The 17,555-nt window shown below is 62.8% G+C and carries 15 protein-coding genes; 7 read left to right on the top strand and 8 right to left on the bottom strand.

The window, feature by feature from the left end; translation table 11 throughout:
- Positions 1–17: 17 nt before the first annotated feature.
- Positions 18–908, bottom strand: a complete 891-nt coding sequence (locus ACQ4MJ_RS10810; RefSeq protein WP_082437627.1) for a LysR family transcriptional regulator — start codon at positions 906–908, stop codon at positions 18–20.
- Between the two features lie 132 nt (positions 909–1,040).
- On the opposite strand from ACQ4MJ_RS10810, the gene ACQ4MJ_RS10805 reads away from it, so the two are divergent.
- The 4 genes from ACQ4MJ_RS10805 (at position 1,041) to ACQ4MJ_RS10790 (ending at position 6,844) form a co-directional block, all read left to right on the top strand.
- Entirely contained in the window at positions 1,041–2,039 is a 999-nt protein-coding gene (locus ACQ4MJ_RS10805; RefSeq protein WP_431152700.1) for a DMT family transporter, read from the top strand.
- Between the two features lie 192 nt (positions 2,040–2,231).
- A complete protein-coding gene (locus ACQ4MJ_RS10800) occupies positions 2,232–2,588 on the top strand; it encodes a hypothetical protein (RefSeq protein ID WP_431152701.1) in 357 nt (118 codons plus the stop codon).
- A gap of 583 nt (positions 2,589–3,171) precedes the next feature.
- Positions 3,172–4,515, top strand: coding sequence for a PQQ-dependent sugar dehydrogenase (locus tag ACQ4MJ_RS10795; protein WP_431152703.1), 1,344 nt, complete (start codon positions 3,172–3,174; stop codon positions 4,513–4,515).
- A gap of 160 nt (positions 4,516–4,675) precedes the next feature.
- Entirely contained in the window at positions 4,676–6,844 is a 2,169-nt protein-coding gene (locus tag ACQ4MJ_RS10790) for a TonB-dependent receptor family protein (protein ID WP_431152704.1), read from the top strand.
- 74 nt (positions 6,845–6,918) lie between these two features.
- On the opposite strand, the gene ACQ4MJ_RS10785 is transcribed toward ACQ4MJ_RS10790, so the two are convergent.
- From ACQ4MJ_RS10785 to ACQ4MJ_RS10765, 5 genes are all read right to left on the bottom strand, one after another.
- The gene (locus ACQ4MJ_RS10785) at positions 6,919–7,488 is read right to left on the bottom strand and encodes an AAA family ATPase (protein WP_431152706.1); all 570 of its coding nucleotides are present in this window, start codon (positions 7,486–7,488) and stop codon (positions 6,919–6,921) included.
- Positions 7,489–7,696: 208 nt separating this feature from the next.
- A complete protein-coding gene (locus ACQ4MJ_RS10780) occupies positions 7,697–8,683 on the bottom strand; it encodes an alpha/beta hydrolase family protein (protein ID WP_431152707.1) in 987 nt (328 codons plus the stop codon).
- The gene (locus ACQ4MJ_RS10775) at positions 8,680–9,546 is read right to left on the bottom strand and encodes an AraC family transcriptional regulator (protein ID WP_431152709.1); all 867 of its coding nucleotides are present in this window, start codon (positions 9,544–9,546) and stop codon (positions 8,680–8,682) included. Before ACQ4MJ_RS10775 ends, ACQ4MJ_RS10780 begins: the two co-directional genes overlap by 4 nt.
- Before the next feature lie 201 nt (positions 9,547–9,747).
- A complete protein-coding gene (locus ACQ4MJ_RS10770) occupies positions 9,748–10,707 on the bottom strand; it encodes an NAD(P)/FAD-dependent oxidoreductase (protein ID WP_431152711.1) in 960 nt (319 codons plus the stop codon).
- Entirely contained in the window at positions 10,670–11,158 is a 489-nt protein-coding gene (locus tag ACQ4MJ_RS10765) for an Rrf2 family transcriptional regulator (RefSeq protein WP_431152713.1), read from the bottom strand. The genes ACQ4MJ_RS10770 and ACQ4MJ_RS10765 overlap by 38 nt, the downstream gene beginning before the upstream one ends.
- A 247-nt stretch (positions 11,159–11,405) precedes the next feature.
- Here ACQ4MJ_RS10765 and ACQ4MJ_RS10760 point away from each other — a divergent pair, with 247 nt between their 5' ends.
- Positions 11,406–12,128: a class I SAM-dependent methyltransferase gene (locus ACQ4MJ_RS10760; protein WP_431152715.1), complete on the top strand. Its 723-nt coding sequence runs from the start codon at positions 11,406–11,408 to the stop codon at positions 12,126–12,128.
- Positions 12,129–12,249: 121 nt separating this feature from the next.
- Here ACQ4MJ_RS10760 and ACQ4MJ_RS10755 read toward each other — a convergent pair whose 3' ends face one another.
- Positions 12,250–13,185, bottom strand: a complete 936-nt coding sequence (locus ACQ4MJ_RS10755; RefSeq protein WP_431152717.1) for a LysR family transcriptional regulator — start codon at positions 13,183–13,185, stop codon at positions 12,250–12,252.
- Between the two features lie 117 nt (positions 13,186–13,302).
- On the opposite strand from ACQ4MJ_RS10755, the gene ACQ4MJ_RS10750 reads away from it, so the two are divergent.
- Positions 13,303–13,701, top strand: coding sequence for a tautomerase family protein (locus ACQ4MJ_RS10750; protein ID WP_094290820.1), 399 nt, complete (start codon positions 13,303–13,305; stop codon positions 13,699–13,701).
- 53 nt (positions 13,702–13,754) lie between these two features.
- The gene (locus ACQ4MJ_RS10745) at positions 13,755–14,318 is read left to right on the top strand and encodes a cupin domain-containing protein (protein ID WP_431152719.1); all 564 of its coding nucleotides are present in this window, start codon (positions 13,755–13,757) and stop codon (positions 14,316–14,318) included.
- A 300-nt stretch (positions 14,319–14,618) separates the two neighbouring features.
- Here ACQ4MJ_RS10745 and ACQ4MJ_RS10740 read toward each other — a convergent pair whose 3' ends face one another.
- Positions 14,619–17,450 (bottom strand): NACHT domain-containing protein, encoded by a 2,832-nt coding sequence (locus ACQ4MJ_RS10740; RefSeq protein ID WP_431152721.1) that lies wholly within the window; start codon positions 17,448–17,450, stop codon positions 14,619–14,621.
- Positions 17,451–17,555: the final 105 nt, after the last annotated feature.

Below are 17,555 nucleotides of genomic sequence, written 5' to 3'. Positions count from 1 at the left end.
ACCCAAGGAGGAAGCGCTCAGGCCTTGGGCAGGAGTTCGCCCCGTCGGCCCAAGGTCCGCACCATCTGCTCATACATCGCATCCACGGCCGGTGAGCGCAGCGACACCTTGCTGCGCAGCACCGCCACGTTCATCGAAGCCAGCGGCGGCAGGTCAAACTCCGCCGGCAGGTTCTGCAGGATTTGCAAATGGGCCGGGGCGCTGCACCGCGTGAGCACCGCCACCGCCAAACCGCTCTCCACAGCAGCCAGCTGGCCCGCCAGGCTGGAGCTGTGGTACACGATGCGGTAGGCCCGCCGCCGCGTGCCCAGCGCGGCCAGGGTGGCCTGCCGGGCCATGCTGGCCGATTCATACACCGCAATCGGCAGCGGGTCGCGCCGCCAGGCCTCGAACTGGGCGGCCCCCACCCACACCAGCGGCTCGTCGAACAAGAAGCGCCCGCGTTGCGGCTTGTCTTGCGAGACCAGCGCCAGGTCCAGTTCGCCCTTCACCACACGCGGGATCAGCGACGTGGACTGCTCGCACGTCAGCTCAATCTCCACCCCCTGGTAGCGGTGCGAAAAGCTGCGCAGCACTGGCGTGAGGTAGGCCGACGCATAGTCGTCGGGCACCCCCAGCCGCACCCGGCCCGCCAGCTTGGGGCCAAACAATGCGGCATGTGCCTCAGCCTGCAAATCGAGCACGCGGCGCGCATACGACAGCAGTTCGGCGCCCGCTGGCGTCACCTCCAGGTGGCGCGGCCCGCGCAGCAGCACCGGGCGGCCCAGCGCGGCCTCCAGTTTCTTGATCTGCATGCTCACGGCCGACTGTGAGCGGTGCACCAGCGGCGCCGCGCCCGAGAGCGAGCCTGCATCCACCACGGCCACAAAGGCACGCAGCCAGTCGATCTGAAAGTCTGGGTAGTTCATGGGGGCCTTTATCGGTCGGACCAGTGACGACAGTGGTGGGGTTATCGGTGGATTGGTGGATTCGTTTATCGAATGGTAGCTGTTCGATTTATCCGTTTTACAGGATGCCTGTAAAGCGTGAGCATCGGCGGCATGAACCACTCCAAAGCCAGCACCGTCGCATCGCCTTCCCTGGCCACCACCCCGCTGCCCGTCAATGCCAATGCCCTCACCCGCGAGCGCGACGGCCAGTGGCTGCTCATCGCCGGTGGCGTGCTGCTGGGCACCATCGGCGTGTTTGTGGAAGAGGCGGGCCAGCACCCGCTGGTCACGGTGTGGTTCCGCTGCGCATTCGGTGCACTGGCGCTGCTGGCCTGGTGCCTGGCCACGGGGCGGGGACAGCAACTTTTTCTGTACGGCCGTGCCCGCTGGGTGGCCTGCGCTACGGGCGTGCTCATGGTGCTCAACTGGGCGCTGTTTTTTGCAGCCATCCCACGCACATCGATTGCCGTGGCCACCGTGATCTTTCACATCCAGCCCATCTGGGTCATCGTGTTTGGCGCGTTGTTCTTGCGCGAGGCCGTGTCGCCCACGCAGTGGCTGGCCACGCTGGCCGCGCTGGGCGGGCTGGTGCTGACCACCGGCTTGCTCGACGGCACCGCAGGTGTCGCAGCGGCCGGCAGCACCGGCGGCGGCAGCTATGTGGCTGGCGTGCTGATGTGCCTGGGCGGCTCACTCTGCTATGCGGGCGTGACGCTGCTCGCCAACACGCAGAAAACCATCAGCCCCTTTGCCATGGCGCTGTGGCAGTGCCTGGTGGGCGCGGTGGCGCTGGTGTGGGCGCCCTTTGTGCTGGGCTGGCCGCAGCAGGGCGCCGCGTGGGGCTGGCTGCTGGGCCTGGGCGTGCTGCACACCGGCCTGGCGTATGTGGTGCTGTTTGCCGGCATGTCGCGCCTGGGGCTGGGGCGCATTGCGGTGCTGCAGTTTGTGTACCCGCTCACGGCGGTGCTGGTGGACTGGGTGGTGTATGGCCGCACGCTCAGCCCCATCCAACTGGGCGGCGTGGGGCTGATGGCTGTGGCGCTGTGGACGATTCGGCGGCCCCGTTCGAAGGGGGTGGGTACTCCTGGCTCCACCACAGCAAGCCGCTGATCAGGCCCGCCCCCACGCTCAATGCGTGAAATGCGCCAAACGTTGGGAGTAGCTTCGCTGTAATTTCCTGTAATCGCCAAACCGCTTTGGTGGCGCCACCATGGGCTCACTTCATCAACACGTGATGAAGCCGAGGGCGCCGAAAATCGTCACAGAGTAGGCATGAAGGGGAACTTGGCAATGAAAAAATTCATGACTGCGGTCTGCGTGTTGCTGCTGTGCGGCACAGCCTTTGCGAGGCCGACCTATGTATTCCAGCCTCAGTGGAATCAACCCAACAACAACGATGTGAACAACGGCGCCACCGGGCAGCCCTACACCCAGACTCAGATTGAGGCGTTCCTCAACAATGCGAAGGATCGCAGTTCCGGCGCACCCCTGGCCAGCCAGATTCTGGACTCGTGTGGTGTGGTCGAGGTCGAAAAAGGCTGCCATCAGGCCACGGATCCGCACATCACTATTTGGGTGGACAACCGGGTCAAATCCAACCAGGTCAAAGCGTGCCAGAAGCTCAACCCAGGCACTGCCGTGCACGCGAACGGCTGTTGAGGGCGCCACAACTTACCCCCGCCGGGAACATCGTGCTGGATGGGGGTAGATGGCGCAAATCCGTTCGGGCTGCGCCTGTCAATGGCCCACCAGGTGATTGGGCAGGCTCAGCGTGAACGGCCCGTTGTGCTGGCAGGCCGTAGAGGAACGCCTCCGCAGAAACTACGCCAAAAAAGGTATCCAGTGCTTGATGGATAAGCGCTTCAAGCTATCAAATCAGTAGTATTCGGGTGGTGTGCACTACGGCGATGCCGTCAGTTGCACCACCACCGCCCGATGATCCGAACCCAAGTCCGGCCCGAGGTCAGAGCGCACCTCCCGCCAGCCCGTTCAAGCCAGCACAGGGTCCAGCGGCAGCACCGACAACCTTCCCCACGCGCTGGGCCAGTTGGCCACCATGCCCTTGGCGCAGCGCAGGGGGCATCCAAGGCGACCAAGACCAAAATCGACGCGGTATGGGGTGTGCCCACTGCCTCTATGTGCGTGCTGGGTGCGCGCGCCGCCATCACACGCCCCCATCACATGCGGAACTGACGGCACTGGCCTACAGCTGTCCGCAAATCGGGCCGCCCATACTGCGTTGATGAAAACGCACCTCTGCTCCCACCGCTTCACTCAGGGGCCGCTGGCGTTGGTCCTGGCAGGGTCCATGGCTCTGGCCCTGGCCCAGCCGGCCACCCCTGGCCCCGGCCTGGGTCCGAACCCGCAATTGCCCGCACCGGAAAAGAGTGGCCTGGTGCCCACCTTCAACATCGCACCTGCACAGGGTTGGCCGCAGGGCGCCCAGCCGCAGGCCCCTGCGGGGTTCAAGGTCACGGCGCTGGCGCGTGGGCTGGACCATCCGCGCTGGGTCTACACCCTCCCCAATGGCGATGTGCTGGTGGCGGAAAGCAACAAGCCGCCGCCTGCAGAGGGCGCCAAAAACGTGCACTCCGACGGCCTGCGTGGCCTGGCCATGGGCCTGGTGATGAAACGCGCTGGTGCCGGTACGCCCAGCGCCAACCGCATCACGCTGCTGCGCGACACGGACGGTGACGGCGTGGCTGATCTGCGCAGTGCGTTTCTGGAAAACCTGCTCTCGCCCTTTGGCATGGCGTTGGTGGGCACCCAGCTCTTCATTGCCACGGCCGACGGTGTGGTGAAGGTGCCTTACGAAACCGGGCAGACCTCGGTCAACACGGCACCCGTCAGGCTCACCGATCTGCCTGCCGGGGCCAATCACCACTGGACCAAGAACATCATCGCCAGCCCCGATGGCCGCAAGCTGTATGCCACCGTTGGCTCCAACAGCAATGTGGGTGACAACGGCATGGCGGCGGAAGAGGGCCGCGCCGCCATTTGGGAGGTGGATGTAGAGACTGGCAGCAAGCGGCTGTTTGCCACCGGCCTGCGCAACCCCAACGGCCTGGGCTGGGAGCCGCAGAGCAAGGTGCTCTGGACTGTGGTGAACGAACGCGACGAGCTGGGCAACGAGTTGGTGCCCGACTACCTCACCTCGGTGAAGGACGGCGCCTTTTACGGCTGGCCCTGGAGCTACTGGGGCCAGCATGTGGACACCCGCGTCAACCCGCCCAACCCCGACATGGTGGCCAAGGCCATCACGCCGGACTTTGGCCTGGGTTCACACGTTGCGCCGCTGGGCCTGGCGTTCTCCGACGCCCGCATGCCCGGCGCCTACGCCAGCGGCGCGTTCATCGGCCAGCACGGCTCGTGGAACCGCAAGGAGCTGACGGGCTACAACGTGGTGTTCGTGCCCTTTGCCGACGGGCGCCCCTCGGGGCCTCCCCAGCCATTTCTGGCGGGCTTTTTGAGCAAGGACGGCGATGCCTATGGCCGGCCCGTGGGCGTGGCGCTGGACGGCAAGGGAGCGTTGCTGGTGGCCGACGACGTGGGCAACGTGGTCTGGCGCGTGGTGCGGTCCGAATGACGTCTGCGTAGGTGCTCGGCCCTTCGTTGCGGTGGGTTGGCAAGACCGCCACGGGGCCAGAGCAGACTATCCTGCGGTTTGCTGGGCTTGGCCCCTGTGCCCGCCACGCGACGCTTCGTAAAACCCCGTTCAGAAATTCCGCAACCAGGAATCGGCACCCATGTCTTTTGCAGCCACCCATTGGCCCCACGCCGCCCAAGTTAACCGGGTTGCCCGCATCCTGGCCGGTTGCGCGTGTGTGGTGGCGCACGCCCATGCCCATGCGCAAGATAGCCCGGCCGATCCCGCCCAGTCACTGCCCACCACGCCCCCCACACTTGAAACCCTGCAGGTCACCGGCAGCGCGCAGGCGCAGCGCCAGTTTGACAGTGCCGCCAGCCACAGCAGCGTGGCCGTGGATGCCTTCACGGCCCCCACGCCATTGGTGAACCTGTCAGAGCTGCTGGCCGGGCAGGCTGGCGTGGTGGCCACAGACCGGGGCAACTACGCGCAGGATCTGCAGATCGCCGTGCGTGGCTTTGGCTCCCGCGCCACCTTTGGTGTGCGGGGTGTGCGGATTCTGGTGGACGGCATCCCCGCCACCATGCCCGACGGCCAGGGCCAGGCTGCCACCGCGCACCTGCCTTCGGCCAGCCAGATTGAAGTGCTGCGCGGCCCGCTCGCGCAGCTGTATGGCAATGCGGCAGGGGGCGTGGTGCAGGTCACCACCCGCGATCCCCGGCCCGGGGGCGGCGCCCAGGCCGGGGTGGCGGTGGGCTCGTTCGGCCAGCGGCTGGTGGACGCATCCTTGGACTTTGGCGACCAGCGCCTGGGCGGGCTGCTGGGGGTGTCGCACTTCGAAACCGAGGGCTGGCGCGGCCACAGCGCCGCGCGGCGCACGCACCTCAACGCCAAGCTGCAGGCCCAGCCCGACAGCCGCACACGCATCACAGCCCTGGTCAACCTGTACGACCAGCCCATGGCGCAAGACCCGCTGGGCCTCACACGCGCGCAGTTCGATGGCGACCCGCGCCAGGCCGGCGCCCTGGCCACCACCTTCAACACCCGCAAGTCGGTGGACCAGAACCAGCTGGGCCTGGTGCTGGAGCGCCAGCTCAGCGACACCGACAGCGTGCGGCTGCGCGCCTATGGCGGTGGGCGGCGGCTCACGCAGTACCTGTCTTTTAGCGGCGCGGCGGCCAACAGCGCAGGCGGGGTGGTGGACCTGGACCGCAGCTACCAGGGCGCGGCCGCCACCTGGACGCGGGCCGTGCGCCTGCCCTCGGGCCTGCCCCTGACCTGGACGGTGGGGGCAGAGGCGAATCGCCTGTCTGAACACCGCCAGGGGTTTGTGAACAACGCGGGCACCAGCGGTGCGCTGCGGCGCGACGAGCAAGACAGTGCCGCCAACACCGATGTGTATGCCCAGGTCGACGCCTGGCTCTCCCCGCGCTGGCGCGCCATCGCCGGGCTGCGCGCCAGCCAGGTGCGCGTGCAGGTGGATGACCGCTACGTCACCCCCGCCAACCCCGACGACAGTGGCGCGCGCAACTGGCGCCACACCAGCCCCGCGTTGGGTCTGGTGTGGGCTGCCACCGACCAGCTCAACCTGTACGCCAACGCAGGCCAGGGCTTTGAAACCCCCACGCTGGCCGAGATGGCCTACAGCACCGGCAACACCGGCCCCAATTTCGGCCTGGCTGCCGCCCGCAGCCGCCAGTGGGAGGTGGGCGCCAAGTGGCAAGGCACCCACCAGCAGCTGGAGCTGGCATGGTTCGACACCCGCAGCCAGGGCGAGATCGTGCCCGTGGCCACGGTCAACGGCCGCTCGGTGTTCCAGAACGTGGACAACGTGCGGCGCCGGGGGCTTGAAGTGGGTTGGCGTGCACAGTGGGGCGCCTGGGCCCCGCGCGCCAGCTACACCTACCTGGATGCCCACTTTGGCAGCGCCTACGCGGGGGCAGGGGGCGCCAACGTCGCCGCGGGCAACCAGTTGCCGGGCACGGCGCGGCACGCTGCGCAGCTTGCCATCGACTACGCGCCCACCGCACGCTGGCAACTGGGGGGCACGGCGAACGTGTCGGGGCCGGTGTTTGCCAACGATGTCAACAGCGAGCGGGCCGCAGGCTTTGCCGTGCTGGGCCTGCACGCGGCCTATGGCTGGGGCTGCCAACAAGCAGGTTCAGGTGCAGGTGCAGGCACGGCGCGCTGGCAGCTCTGGGCCCGGCTCGACAACGTGTTCAACCGCCACCACGCAGCCACCCTCATCGTGAACGACGCCAACGGCCGCTACTTCGAGCCCGCAGCGGGCAGGCGCCTCATGGTGGGGCTGCGCGCGCAGTTCATGTAGTCGAGGTGGTCTGGCCCCGGGGCACTTCCATCGTCACGGAAGGGCCTGCGTGCAGGCACAGCTGCAACCACGGCCTACCGCTCCGCCAACGGCACAAACACCACGGTGCGTTCCGCGCACTCCACATCGCCGGGCGGTTGCCACAGGTCGCTGGCCAGCTCAAAGATGTGCGGCGGCACCACCATCGAAAACGTCTCGTCCTTCTCGGCATTGCGCCGCAACACACGCTCGCGGCGCACCTCGCGAGGAGAATCGAGCACATACACCACCATGGCGTCGGCCCACGGCCCCATGCGGGCATAAAAGGCGTCGCGCTGGTGGGTCTGGATCAGGCCCACCTCCAGCACCACATCGTGGCCCGCATCCAGCACGGCTTCGGCGGTCTTCCAGATTTGCGCCAGGCAGCGCAGCGTGCGCGGCACATACCAGGCCATCACATCGGCCATGTCAGCCGTATCGGGCCGGTCGGGCGAAAACAGCGTGGCCATCCAGTCGTCCAGGTTCAGCGGCACGGCGCGGTGCTGCTGCACCAGCTGGCGCACAAAGGTGGACTTGCCCGCTCCCACCGGTCCGATGACCAGGTGAATGCGGAGGGCGGTGCCTGCAACGGCTGCGGGGGTGGTGTAGGTTGAAGCGGTGTGCATGAGGAAAAGGCTCCAGAAATGCAAAAAGCCCTCTCTGCAAGCAGGGAGAGCTTTCCATAGGGCGGACGAAAAAAAGCCCTCAACGGTTGTGGAGGGCTTTGCGGTCGCTCCGATCCCAAGGACCAGATGCGAGGTTGGCAGTGTAGGTGGCAGGCGCTGGCTGCGTCAACCCACGGGCAGCGTGGGCGCGACGAATGCCGAACTGCGCTCAGGGCGCTTTGCCTGCCGCGATGTGGCGCTGAAAGAACGCCAGCACCTGCTCATTGAAAACCTGGTGAAAAGCCACGCGGTCAAACCCTGCTGCATCGCGGCAGATGCCGGGCACTGCCTCGGCCAGCGCGGGTGAGCAGGGCGCCAGAAAGGCGAAGTGCCCGGCGTTGGCCGCCAGATGCCAGTCGGGCGCGCTGGGCAGACCCTGGCGCACCGTCTCCACGCTTTGCAGCGTGACGCCATCACCACCCAGGGCCGAGGCCCACAGCTGGATGGGGGTTCTGACGTGCCCCAGGCCCTTGGCATCGAAGACGCTCAAGGGGTCGACGATGACTGCCGCCCGAATGCGCGGGTCCGGCGCAGGAGTGGCGGGGATTTCTTTGCGCCGGATCTCGCCGCACAAGGGCCGGGTGGATAGCGGCGAGCACAGGTCTTGCCGTGACGTCCAGTCCGGCACGGCGCCGATGGCCACCAGGCCCGTGTAGCCGCCGCGTGAAAAGCCAAAGAAACCGACCTTGCCCGCGTCCAGCTGCGCGCGCTGGGGCCAGGCGCCCAGCATGTAATCCGTCAGCCGCTTCATGTCCACCGGCCGCGTGGCAAAGGCCGACAGGTAGCCCTGGCGGCTCAGGTCTTGAAAGTTGTCGCCCGGGTGGCTGATGGCGGCCACCACATAACCTGCGTCGGCCAGCGCGGCCGCCGTGTCGTGGTGCCCCAGGGCCGATCCGCCCGCGCCGTGCGACACCACCACCAGCGGCAGGCCCTGGCCAGCTACGGGGCAGTCACGCGTGCCTTGCAGCACCAGCGGCGCCAGGTCAATGCGGCCCGGCGGCGTGCTGCAGGGCGACCACACGGCGCCCCGCAGCGCGGGCCCGTCCTTGTCTGCAGGCACCTCGACAAAGGCAAAGCCTGCAGCGTGGGCCAGGGTGGCGGCGCAGCACAGCGCTGCGGGCAAAAGGGAACGAAAGAGCCAGCGATAACAGGTCATAGGGAGGTGGTGGGGCGGATGGGAATCAGCAGGTCGGTGCGCAGGTCCGCCTGCGCGGCGTTGCGCGGGGAGTTGAGGTAGTGTTCCAGCGTGGGGCGGTCGTCCGGCTCATAGCCGCTGGCCGGGAGCCAGCGTGTGTGGATGGCCGCCAGTGCCGCATTGATGCGCGTGTAGGGGCCGGTGAGCGTGTGGCGTGCGTACATCCCTGCGGGGATGTCCAGCCGTTCCAGCCCGTTGTCTGCCGCTGAGGGCGCGTCGGGGAGCACCACGGCCGCGTAGTAGCGAAAGCTGCCGCCCTCCACGTCCTGCGGGTCTCCGCACGATGCGCCCAGCCGGTGGACCGCGCGCTGGCCGCACTCCAGGTACAGCCGCCGTTGCGTGTGGGGAATGGTGGATGGCGGCCCCTGGTGGCGCAGCGCATGCAGGCGCTGTGCCGGGCGCTCGACGATCTGCACGGCCAGCGTGTGCTCGGTCCTTCCATCCGCGTGTCCGGCGCCTGGATCAAGGATGAGGCGGTGAATGTCCCGCTGGAACGCTCGTGGCGACTGCCCGGTGAACTGGCTGAACGCGCGGGTGAAGGCCTGCGGGCTGTCGTAGCCCACCTCCAGCGCCACCTGCGTGATGCTCTGCCCACCTTGCTCCAGCAGCCGCGTGGCCAAGGCCAGGCGCACGCGGCGCACCGTGGCGGCCACGGTTTCGCCCGCAATGCTGCTGTAGACGCGGTGGAAGTGAAAAGGGGAAAAGTGGGCAATGGCGGCCAGGTCCTCCAGCCGATGCGCTGCCAGCGGGTGCGCCACGATGTGGGCGACCACGCGGGCCACGCGGTCGCGGTAGTGCTGATCGGCGCTCTGGTCCAGGCTCATGGCCGCAGAGTGTGCCGCAGCTTGCGCGCCGGTACTTAGCCGATCTTGCTACTTTGTGGCCTGGAGCCGCGGCAGCGCTGCGCTACTTGGAGCGGCTGACAAGAATCAGCAAAGCGGTTCTGGCTAGGCGCTGCGTCGCACGCAGTACGAGCAGTACGACAAGACGCGGCAACAACGCCAGAAGAGTTTTGTTAGCTGCTCTTATTGCCCAAACACCAGCGCCTGGTGCGCCCCCACGCCCGCCAGCACGCCTTCTGCAGACGCCAGCGTGGCGTTGTGCCGCATCAGCGTCAGGTCGCCAGCGGCATACACGCCGGGCACGGTGGTCATCTTGTTGGTATCGGTGCGGATACAGGGGCCCATGGGGCCATCGTCGAACGCGCAGCCCAGTTGCTCGGCCAGCGGGCTGGTAGGGCGGGTGGTGGCTGCCACATACAGCGCAGCCAGCGGCACCAAGCGCGCATCACCGCTGCCGGTGGCCTGCAGGCGCACGCCCTGCAGTACCTGGCCTGGGCCTTCCAGCGCGGCGATGGGTGCGGGCTCGATGGTTATGCCCAGCGCCTGTAGACGCTCGCGCTCGGCGCTCTCCAGCGTGGTGTCGCCATTCAGAAAGAGGGTGGTCGGGCCCCAGTCGGCAATCAGCTGCGCGTGCATGGCCGAGCCTGCCGAGTGGTACAGCACGCCCAGCCGCTGGCCTGCAAATTCATAGCCGTGGCAATACGGGCAGTGCAAAACCGAAGCGCCCCAGCGCTCGCGCAGGCCCGCAATCTCGGGCAAGCCATCCTGCACGCCAAACGCCAGCACCAGCTTGTGAGCCTCCATGTGCGTGCCATCGTCCAGCACCACTTCAAATCCGTTCTCTGGTGATCCGGCGCGTTGCTGCGCCGTGGCCGATACCACCGTGCCCTGCACAAAACCCACCGTGGGGTAAGCCGCCAGCTTGCGCCGCGCCTGCTCGATCATCGCCAGCGGCGGCTCGCCGTCTTGCCCGAAGAAGCCGTGCGACGCTGCCGCAAACCGGTTGCGCGGCTGGCCTGCGTCCACCACACACACCCGCCGCCGGGCACGCGCCAGTTGCATCGCGGCCGACAGGCCGGCAAAGCTGCCACCTATCACGATCACCTCATACGCCTGGGTTGTTGTAATTGCCGCTGTCGCCATGCTCAATCTCCTTGTGACCGTGGCACCCGGCCACCATGCGTTCATGAAACTCGGCCGAGAGCTGCGCCAGCGTTACCTCGCCCAGCCGCGCCAGCAGCGCCTCTTCGGCCGCCTGGTAGGCATCGGTCAGCGCGCGGTTCACCGCCTGCTCCACGATGCAGCCGGGGCTCTCCACGCGGTTGCCCACCGCCAGCAGCGTGGGCGCGCCCAGCGCCTCGTAGATGTCGCGCAGCGTGATGTCGGTGAGCGGGCACGACAGCACCCACCCGCCACCATGCCCCTTGGCCGACGAAACAAACCCCGCATACCGCAGCCCCGCCATCAGGCGGCGCACCACCACCGGGTTGGTCTGCATGGCCTGCGCCATCGCCTCAGACGTGGCGGGCCCCTCCATCTCTGCCATGTGCAGCAGCGCGTGGAGAACATTGGAAAGTCGGCTATCTCGTTTCATGCAACATTCAAAGTTGCGTGATGCTAGCATGCAACCAGAAACAGTGCTGGCGCACAAACAGAAAACTACTGAATTGATAGCTGCTGGCGCTTGACTGATAAGCGCTAGAGGCCAATTTGGCTTGATTTTTTCAGACGTTGCCCACCCCTGACCGTTCGGGTTGAGCCTGCCGAAACCCTGCGCTGACCTGGCAATGCCGTTGGACAAGCTCAACGCAAAAGCGCGTATCCACCACACGAAACACACCATGACCCAACCCACCACATCCCCCTTCACCGACCCCGCCGCCGTCGCCCGCTACGCCGAAGGCCCCCGCCGCAACGTGCCCGGCTACGACAGCCTGCTGCGCATGTCCCGCATCCTCTTGGCCGAGCATGTGCCCGCCGATGGTCGCGTGCTGGTGGTGGGCGCAGGTGGCGGGCTGGAACTGGAAGACATGGCGCGGGCGCACCCCGGCTGGCGTTTCGACGGCGTGGACCCCAGCCAGCCCATGCTGGACTTGGCGGCGCAGCGGCTGCAGAGCGCAGGCCTGCCAGGCGACCACTTGGCGCTGCACCACGGCTATGTGCACAGCGCGCCGGCCGGGCCGTTCGACGGCGCCACGTGCCTGCTGACTTTTCACTTTGTGCCGCGCGAGCAGCGGGTGCCCATGCTGGCGGAGATCCGGCGGCGGCTCAAGCCCGGGGCACCGCTGGTGGTGGCGCATCTGAGCGTGGCGGATGGCGCAGGCCCAGGCGGTGAGGGCGGGGCAGGGGAGCTCGACCTATGGCTGTCACGCTACGCCGCGTTTCAGGTGGCGTCCGGTGTGCCGCCGGAGCATGCGGCCAAGGCGCGGGACAAGGTGGCTGCAGAGCTGGCGGTGCTGACGCCGCAGGAAGACGAGGCGATTCTGCGCGAGGCCGGTTTCACCGATGTGCAGATGTTTTACATGGGGTTTGCGTTCAGAGGCTGGGTGGCATCGGCCTGCTAGCAACCAACGAAAGCGGGCCAACTCACTGACCCCGCATGCTTGCACCTTGCTCACCGCTAGGCTGTCTTGCGGCTGGGGTCAGCGGCCCCCGGCCAGCCAGCCGGTGGTGCATAAAAAAACTTCACCGCACAGGCGCCAGCGCCCACCGGTCCTTCGATGCCTTCACCAGAAAATCAATCACCGCCTTCACCCTGGCCGCATTGCGCCGGCCCGGTGACGACACCGCGTACATCGTGTGCACCGTGCGAGAGGCGAAGGGCGCAAGCACCTCCACCAACCGGCCTTGTGCCACATCGGCCGCCGCGAGCGGGCTGGACAACATGCCGATGCCCGCGCCGCTCACCAGTGCGTGGTGCACCAGGGCCGAACTGCTGGCGGCCAGGCGCGAGCGCACGGTCACCTCCAACGGCTTGCCTTGTGCGTTGCGAAACGCCCAGGTCACCGCTGGCCCCTGCGCGGTGTGCGTCACGGTGTGGTGCTGCTGCAGATCGCTAGGCTCGGCAGGCGTGCCGTGCTTTTCCAGATATCCAGGGGCCGCGTACAGGCGCCGCTCAAACCGGCCCAGTTCGCGCGCCACCACCAGGTCGCTGTGGCCCACGGTGGTGCGCAGCGCCACGTCGATGCTTTCCGTCACCAGGTCGGCCACGCGGTCATCGGCCAGCAGCTCCACCCGCAGCGCCGGGTAGCGCGCCTGCAGGTCCGCCAGGTGGGGCAAAACCAGCGCTTCGCAAATCTCCTGGCTGGAGGCCAGGCGCAAGGTGCCCGCTACGCGGCTGCGCTGGTCCGACAGCGAAGCCCCAATGTCCTCCAGCTGCGCCAGCAAGGCACGCGCTTCCTGCGCCAGCTCTGCGCCCTCGGGCGTGGCCGAAAGGCCGTGTGTGGACCGGCGCAGCAAGCGCACGCCGTAGCCGGCCTCCAGTCGATCCACACCGCGCGCCACCACCGACACCGCCACATCCATCTCACGCGCCGCAGCAGAAAACGAGCGCAGGTCGAGCGACCGCACCAGCCACCGCAGGTCGGCCGGATCGGGGAGGAATTGGGGTTGATTTTTCATCGTGCGCGCCTTTGCGTGCGGAGCAAAAGCCATTATCGCCACGGGCGGTTTCCGTGGCGGGGCGCAATTTCTACAGTGAAGGCTCGTTCAACCCAATGCATTCACCAGGAGCCCTCCATGCCCATCCTCAACGTCAAAGTGTCTGCCCAACGCACGCCCGAGCTGTCTGCCCGCATTGCCGAAACCCTGCTGGACCTGACCACCCGCGTGCTCGGCAAGCGGCGCGACCTCACCGCCGTGGTCATCACCTTTGTGGACCCGGCCGACTGGTACGTCGCCGGCCGGTCGCTGGCCGACCTGAAACAGTCGAGCTTCTACTTCGACGTCAAGGTGGTGGACGAGACCAACACCAAGGCCGAGAAGGCGCGCTACATCGCCGAGGCGTTCGCAGCCTTTGAAGGTCTGCTGGGCGCGCTGCACCCCGAGAGCTATGTCTACGTGCAGGACGTGCGCGCCGCTGCGTACGGCTTTGGCGGCCGCACGCAGGAATACCGCCACCAGCACCCCGAGCAATAAGCGGTCAAGCAATCAAGCAAGCCATCAACCAATAGCTACCCAGGAGCACCGACATGACGACGATGACGACAACGAACAACCACCTTGCCGATGTGATCGTGGCCCAGACGCTGGAGCGCGCGGGCCTGGCGGACTGGATTCCCGAAGGCGAAGGCAAGTGGTCCCTGCCCATTCAGTTCCTGCCCGACGATGCCGGTTGGGTGGAGCTGATGCGCCTGTCGCCCGGCACGCGGCTGGGCCTGCACCGCCACACGGGCGAAGTGCACGCCCTCACGCTGGCGGGCGAGCGCCGCCTGAACGACGGCCGCGTGGTGCGGCTGGGCGACTACATCCACGAGCCCGCCGGCAATGTGGACTGGTGGGAGGCGACGGGCACCGAAGAACTGCTGGTGCATGTGGTCGTCAAGGGCAGCGTGGAATACCTGGGGCCGCACCATGCGGTGCTGCAGCGGATCACTACGGCTGATCGGCGGGCGGATTACCACCGCTGGTGCGAAACGGTGGGCGTACTGCCGCTATCTTTGCTAGTGGCGTGCGGGAGCCAAGCCGGCCGGGGCAGTTCATGCAGTATGGGTAAGCACATGGTGCGCAGGAATATGAGTGAAAACAGACTCTAGCGCTTGTTGATAAAGAGCTTATAGCTATCAGTTATGGAGCAATCCTTCCCGCCTATGGCCGTGTGGTGGCGTCCGGCGTGGCACCGGAGCATGCGGCCAGTGCGTGGGACAAGATTGCTGTGGAGCTGACGCCGGAGCAGGTTTAGGCTGTTCTCCGGAGGCCGGGTTCAGCGATGTGTGCGGGTATGTAGGGTTTGCTTTTCGGATCATCGCAGCGAACTCTATCCATTGCGAACCTGTGACCCAGTGCACCCTTTCAAAATCGTTTTATATTCTCAAGGTAAATAAGAAATAATCTATTTATTGAATGGCTTTTTGAAGATGCGTGATGAATTCCATCATACGTCTCGTTTGATCTTTTGCCTCAACAAGCTTTCGCGCATCTGAATACCATGCATCTGATACCAAATAACCTGGCTCTGCGCCTGCTCGACTGTACTCAATGGTTAAAACTCCTTGAGTGGTAAGGAAATTCAAATAAGCGTCCAGTGAAAATTTTCCGATAACTGTGACATTTTTGTAAACGTCCTTGCTCTTCCAGGAAAAATGATTCGATCTGAATCCTACTTTTAGAATTTTATAAATATTGTCGCGAATGATCTCGTGTCCAGATTCATCTGCCATTTCCTTGGCTTGAAATGACATGGCGAGATTTGGGCTGAAAATGCAGTCTGCTGCGAATAGTGAGCGTTCGAGCTTTTCAGGCAAGGATCGATCGTCGAAGTTGACTTGCGTTGAGTAAAAAACTGGGTTTTCTGACTCATAGTCGCAGTTTCTCAGATTTGTATAGTTATCAATGTATCCATCTTTTACGGTGATGTTATTCAGGTCGAGTGGATAAAATCGACCATAGATGGATAGAAAATTCCATGAATTCCCGTTGAAGTATTTGACTAGGCTGCGAGATCGCTCCACCTTGTCGGTATCTCCACTGAGTGCCCAGTAGAAAAAGGCGCTGATTGCTTTTCTCCAAGGGATTTTGGCGTCGATTTCTTTTTCTGAACTTTTATATAGACTAGAGAACCACTTTAAAGTGTTGGGGTGGTTTGCGTATTCTGAAGCTGGCAATATGGTTGTTATTTCATCGTAGAGCGGCCCTTCGCCGTGATAAAACTCTGCCATAAATTCAATTGATGGGGATTCGGAGAATTGACCTTCCTTTATTTTTCGGGCTAATAGTCGAGATTTGAAAAAATAAGTAAGCGAATCGTACCTGAAGAGAATGGTTTCTTTTTCCCAAATTAAAAATGGATTGCGCAAAAAATTGTCGGAATTAAAAGTGTGAGCATCGCTGTCACATGCGCTGATATATTCTAGTAGGGCTGCTTTTGTGACAGTGTGCTGAGGTGCGCGAATGATTTCAATTAAAATGTCAAAAAAGTCGTCGGGACCGATTTTTCCAAGTGATTGTTTTGCTATTTCACGATCAACGATTTTTTTAACTAGAGCATCTAAAGGCTGGCCGCTTGAAAAAAATTTAGCGCTATCGGGTGTTTTGTTGTAGGATGTTCCTGATGTTGATTGGTATTCAATAAGATAATCGCATATCAATGAAACATATAAAGGGATCGTCGTGGCTTTTTCAGGCTCGCCATCTTCATTAAATGCTTTGAGGAGTGCTCTCGCTTCTGCAATTCTTTCTTTTGGAAGACGGGCGCCAATATATCGCTCGGTATCTTGATTGGAGAACCCTCGCAAGCGACAAATAGATGTCTGGCTAAAGTGCTTAAATCGCTCGATGTCATAGTCTCTTACTGTCAATATAACCAATACTTTCCGAAAACACTCCTCTAAATCAGCCAGTGAGCGCATGAATTTCTCGAAATTTAGCGAGGCACCCAGATGGGATTCCAATTCATCGAATCCGTCTATAAGTAGAACAAAATTTCCACACGCGAGATTTATTTCGAAATTGTGGCTCTCGATGGAATTTGCTTCATCCATCAAGCCATTGGCCGCAGCAACCTTGTACAGGTCGCTTACGGATTCGATAGCGATCGAATTTGATGTCTCCCGGAAATCAGTAGCAGATAGCAGAATGACGCGCTTTCTCTCCTGTGCATTGATATATGTTGCGATGTCATCGCAGAATGTAGTTTTCCCAATGCCAGCAGGTCCAATAACGACATGGACGGGGTTGTAGTTGTGTGCGCCTCTAAGAATCTTTGCGATGTACTCGGAAGCGTTTGAATGGACGACGGACGGTCTTCCTAAGTTTTCAATAGATTCCAGTGTTTGTTCGATAAAATGAGAGGTTTTTTTGATGGGAGCACCGCGAGTTCTTGCCTCTTCCGGGAGGCAAGACTCCCAAACGAAATCGTCGAAGTACTTTACTTGGACTTTTCGGCCTCTCGAATCGAACGATAGATCTTTGATGATGTCGAGGATCGACTTTCGTCGATCGATTTCTCCACCGTCGGATCGGTAGGCTCTGGGCGTAATAATCTCAAGAGCGTCGGGAAAGCTAGTACTGACAGAAGCTAAGAAATCAGTTAGCATTTTTTCAATTGCCGTTCGAGATCGCATGAATATCATGCCTTTTGACAAACCTCCTCCGAGATCGGCAACAACATAGTCGTATACGAGGCGATTATCATGGTCTGATTTTCGAAATTTTGTCTCAACCCGATTCTTTGGAAAACATAGCCGAACAACTTCTTCTGCTCTCGGGTTTTCAAATTTGACGCGGCCCAACATTCGTGCAGGGATTCGCTCCTCCATGGATTTCGGCAGAGACGGGGGATCAAGATCACCTTGTCCAAAAAATGCGATCCGTACGACTTTTACTAATGCGTCAAAGGCTTTTGTTTGGTCTTCATTTTCAGTTAGATTACTCTCCGCCCCATCATGCGAATACATATTGCCGATACTCTGTAAGTATCTAATTTCCGCTTTGAACATGCCAGCATCGCGGTTGTTCTCGTCAGCTTCTACCCATTTTAATGCGTCAGCAATCAGTTTTTCGAGGAGCCCCTGTGGTTGTGCTCCGTGTCCCACAATTATGGATTTACATATTGCCTCGGCGGTAAGGCGATACTTATTTGCGGTGTCCGCCAATGGGAGATCGATATTTAATTCGATTTCCGTCAAGTGTTGGCCAAGACGCGAAATGAGGCCCTGATAGGTTTCCATGTACTCCCTCTTTTTGATGCTTTTTCTGCTGATACGTCATCGTAATTTTTTAACCGAATATCGTCGGCCGCTCTTGCAATGACCAGTTTTGGCATTGAGATTTTA

The organism is Acidovorax facilis (assembly GCF_050626955.1).
Classification (GTDB): domain Bacteria; phylum Pseudomonadota; class Gammaproteobacteria; order Burkholderiales; family Burkholderiaceae_C; genus Acidovorax; species Acidovorax facilis.
Note: the sequence above shows the minus strand (reverse complement) of the source record. Positions and strands in the feature narration are given on the sequence as shown.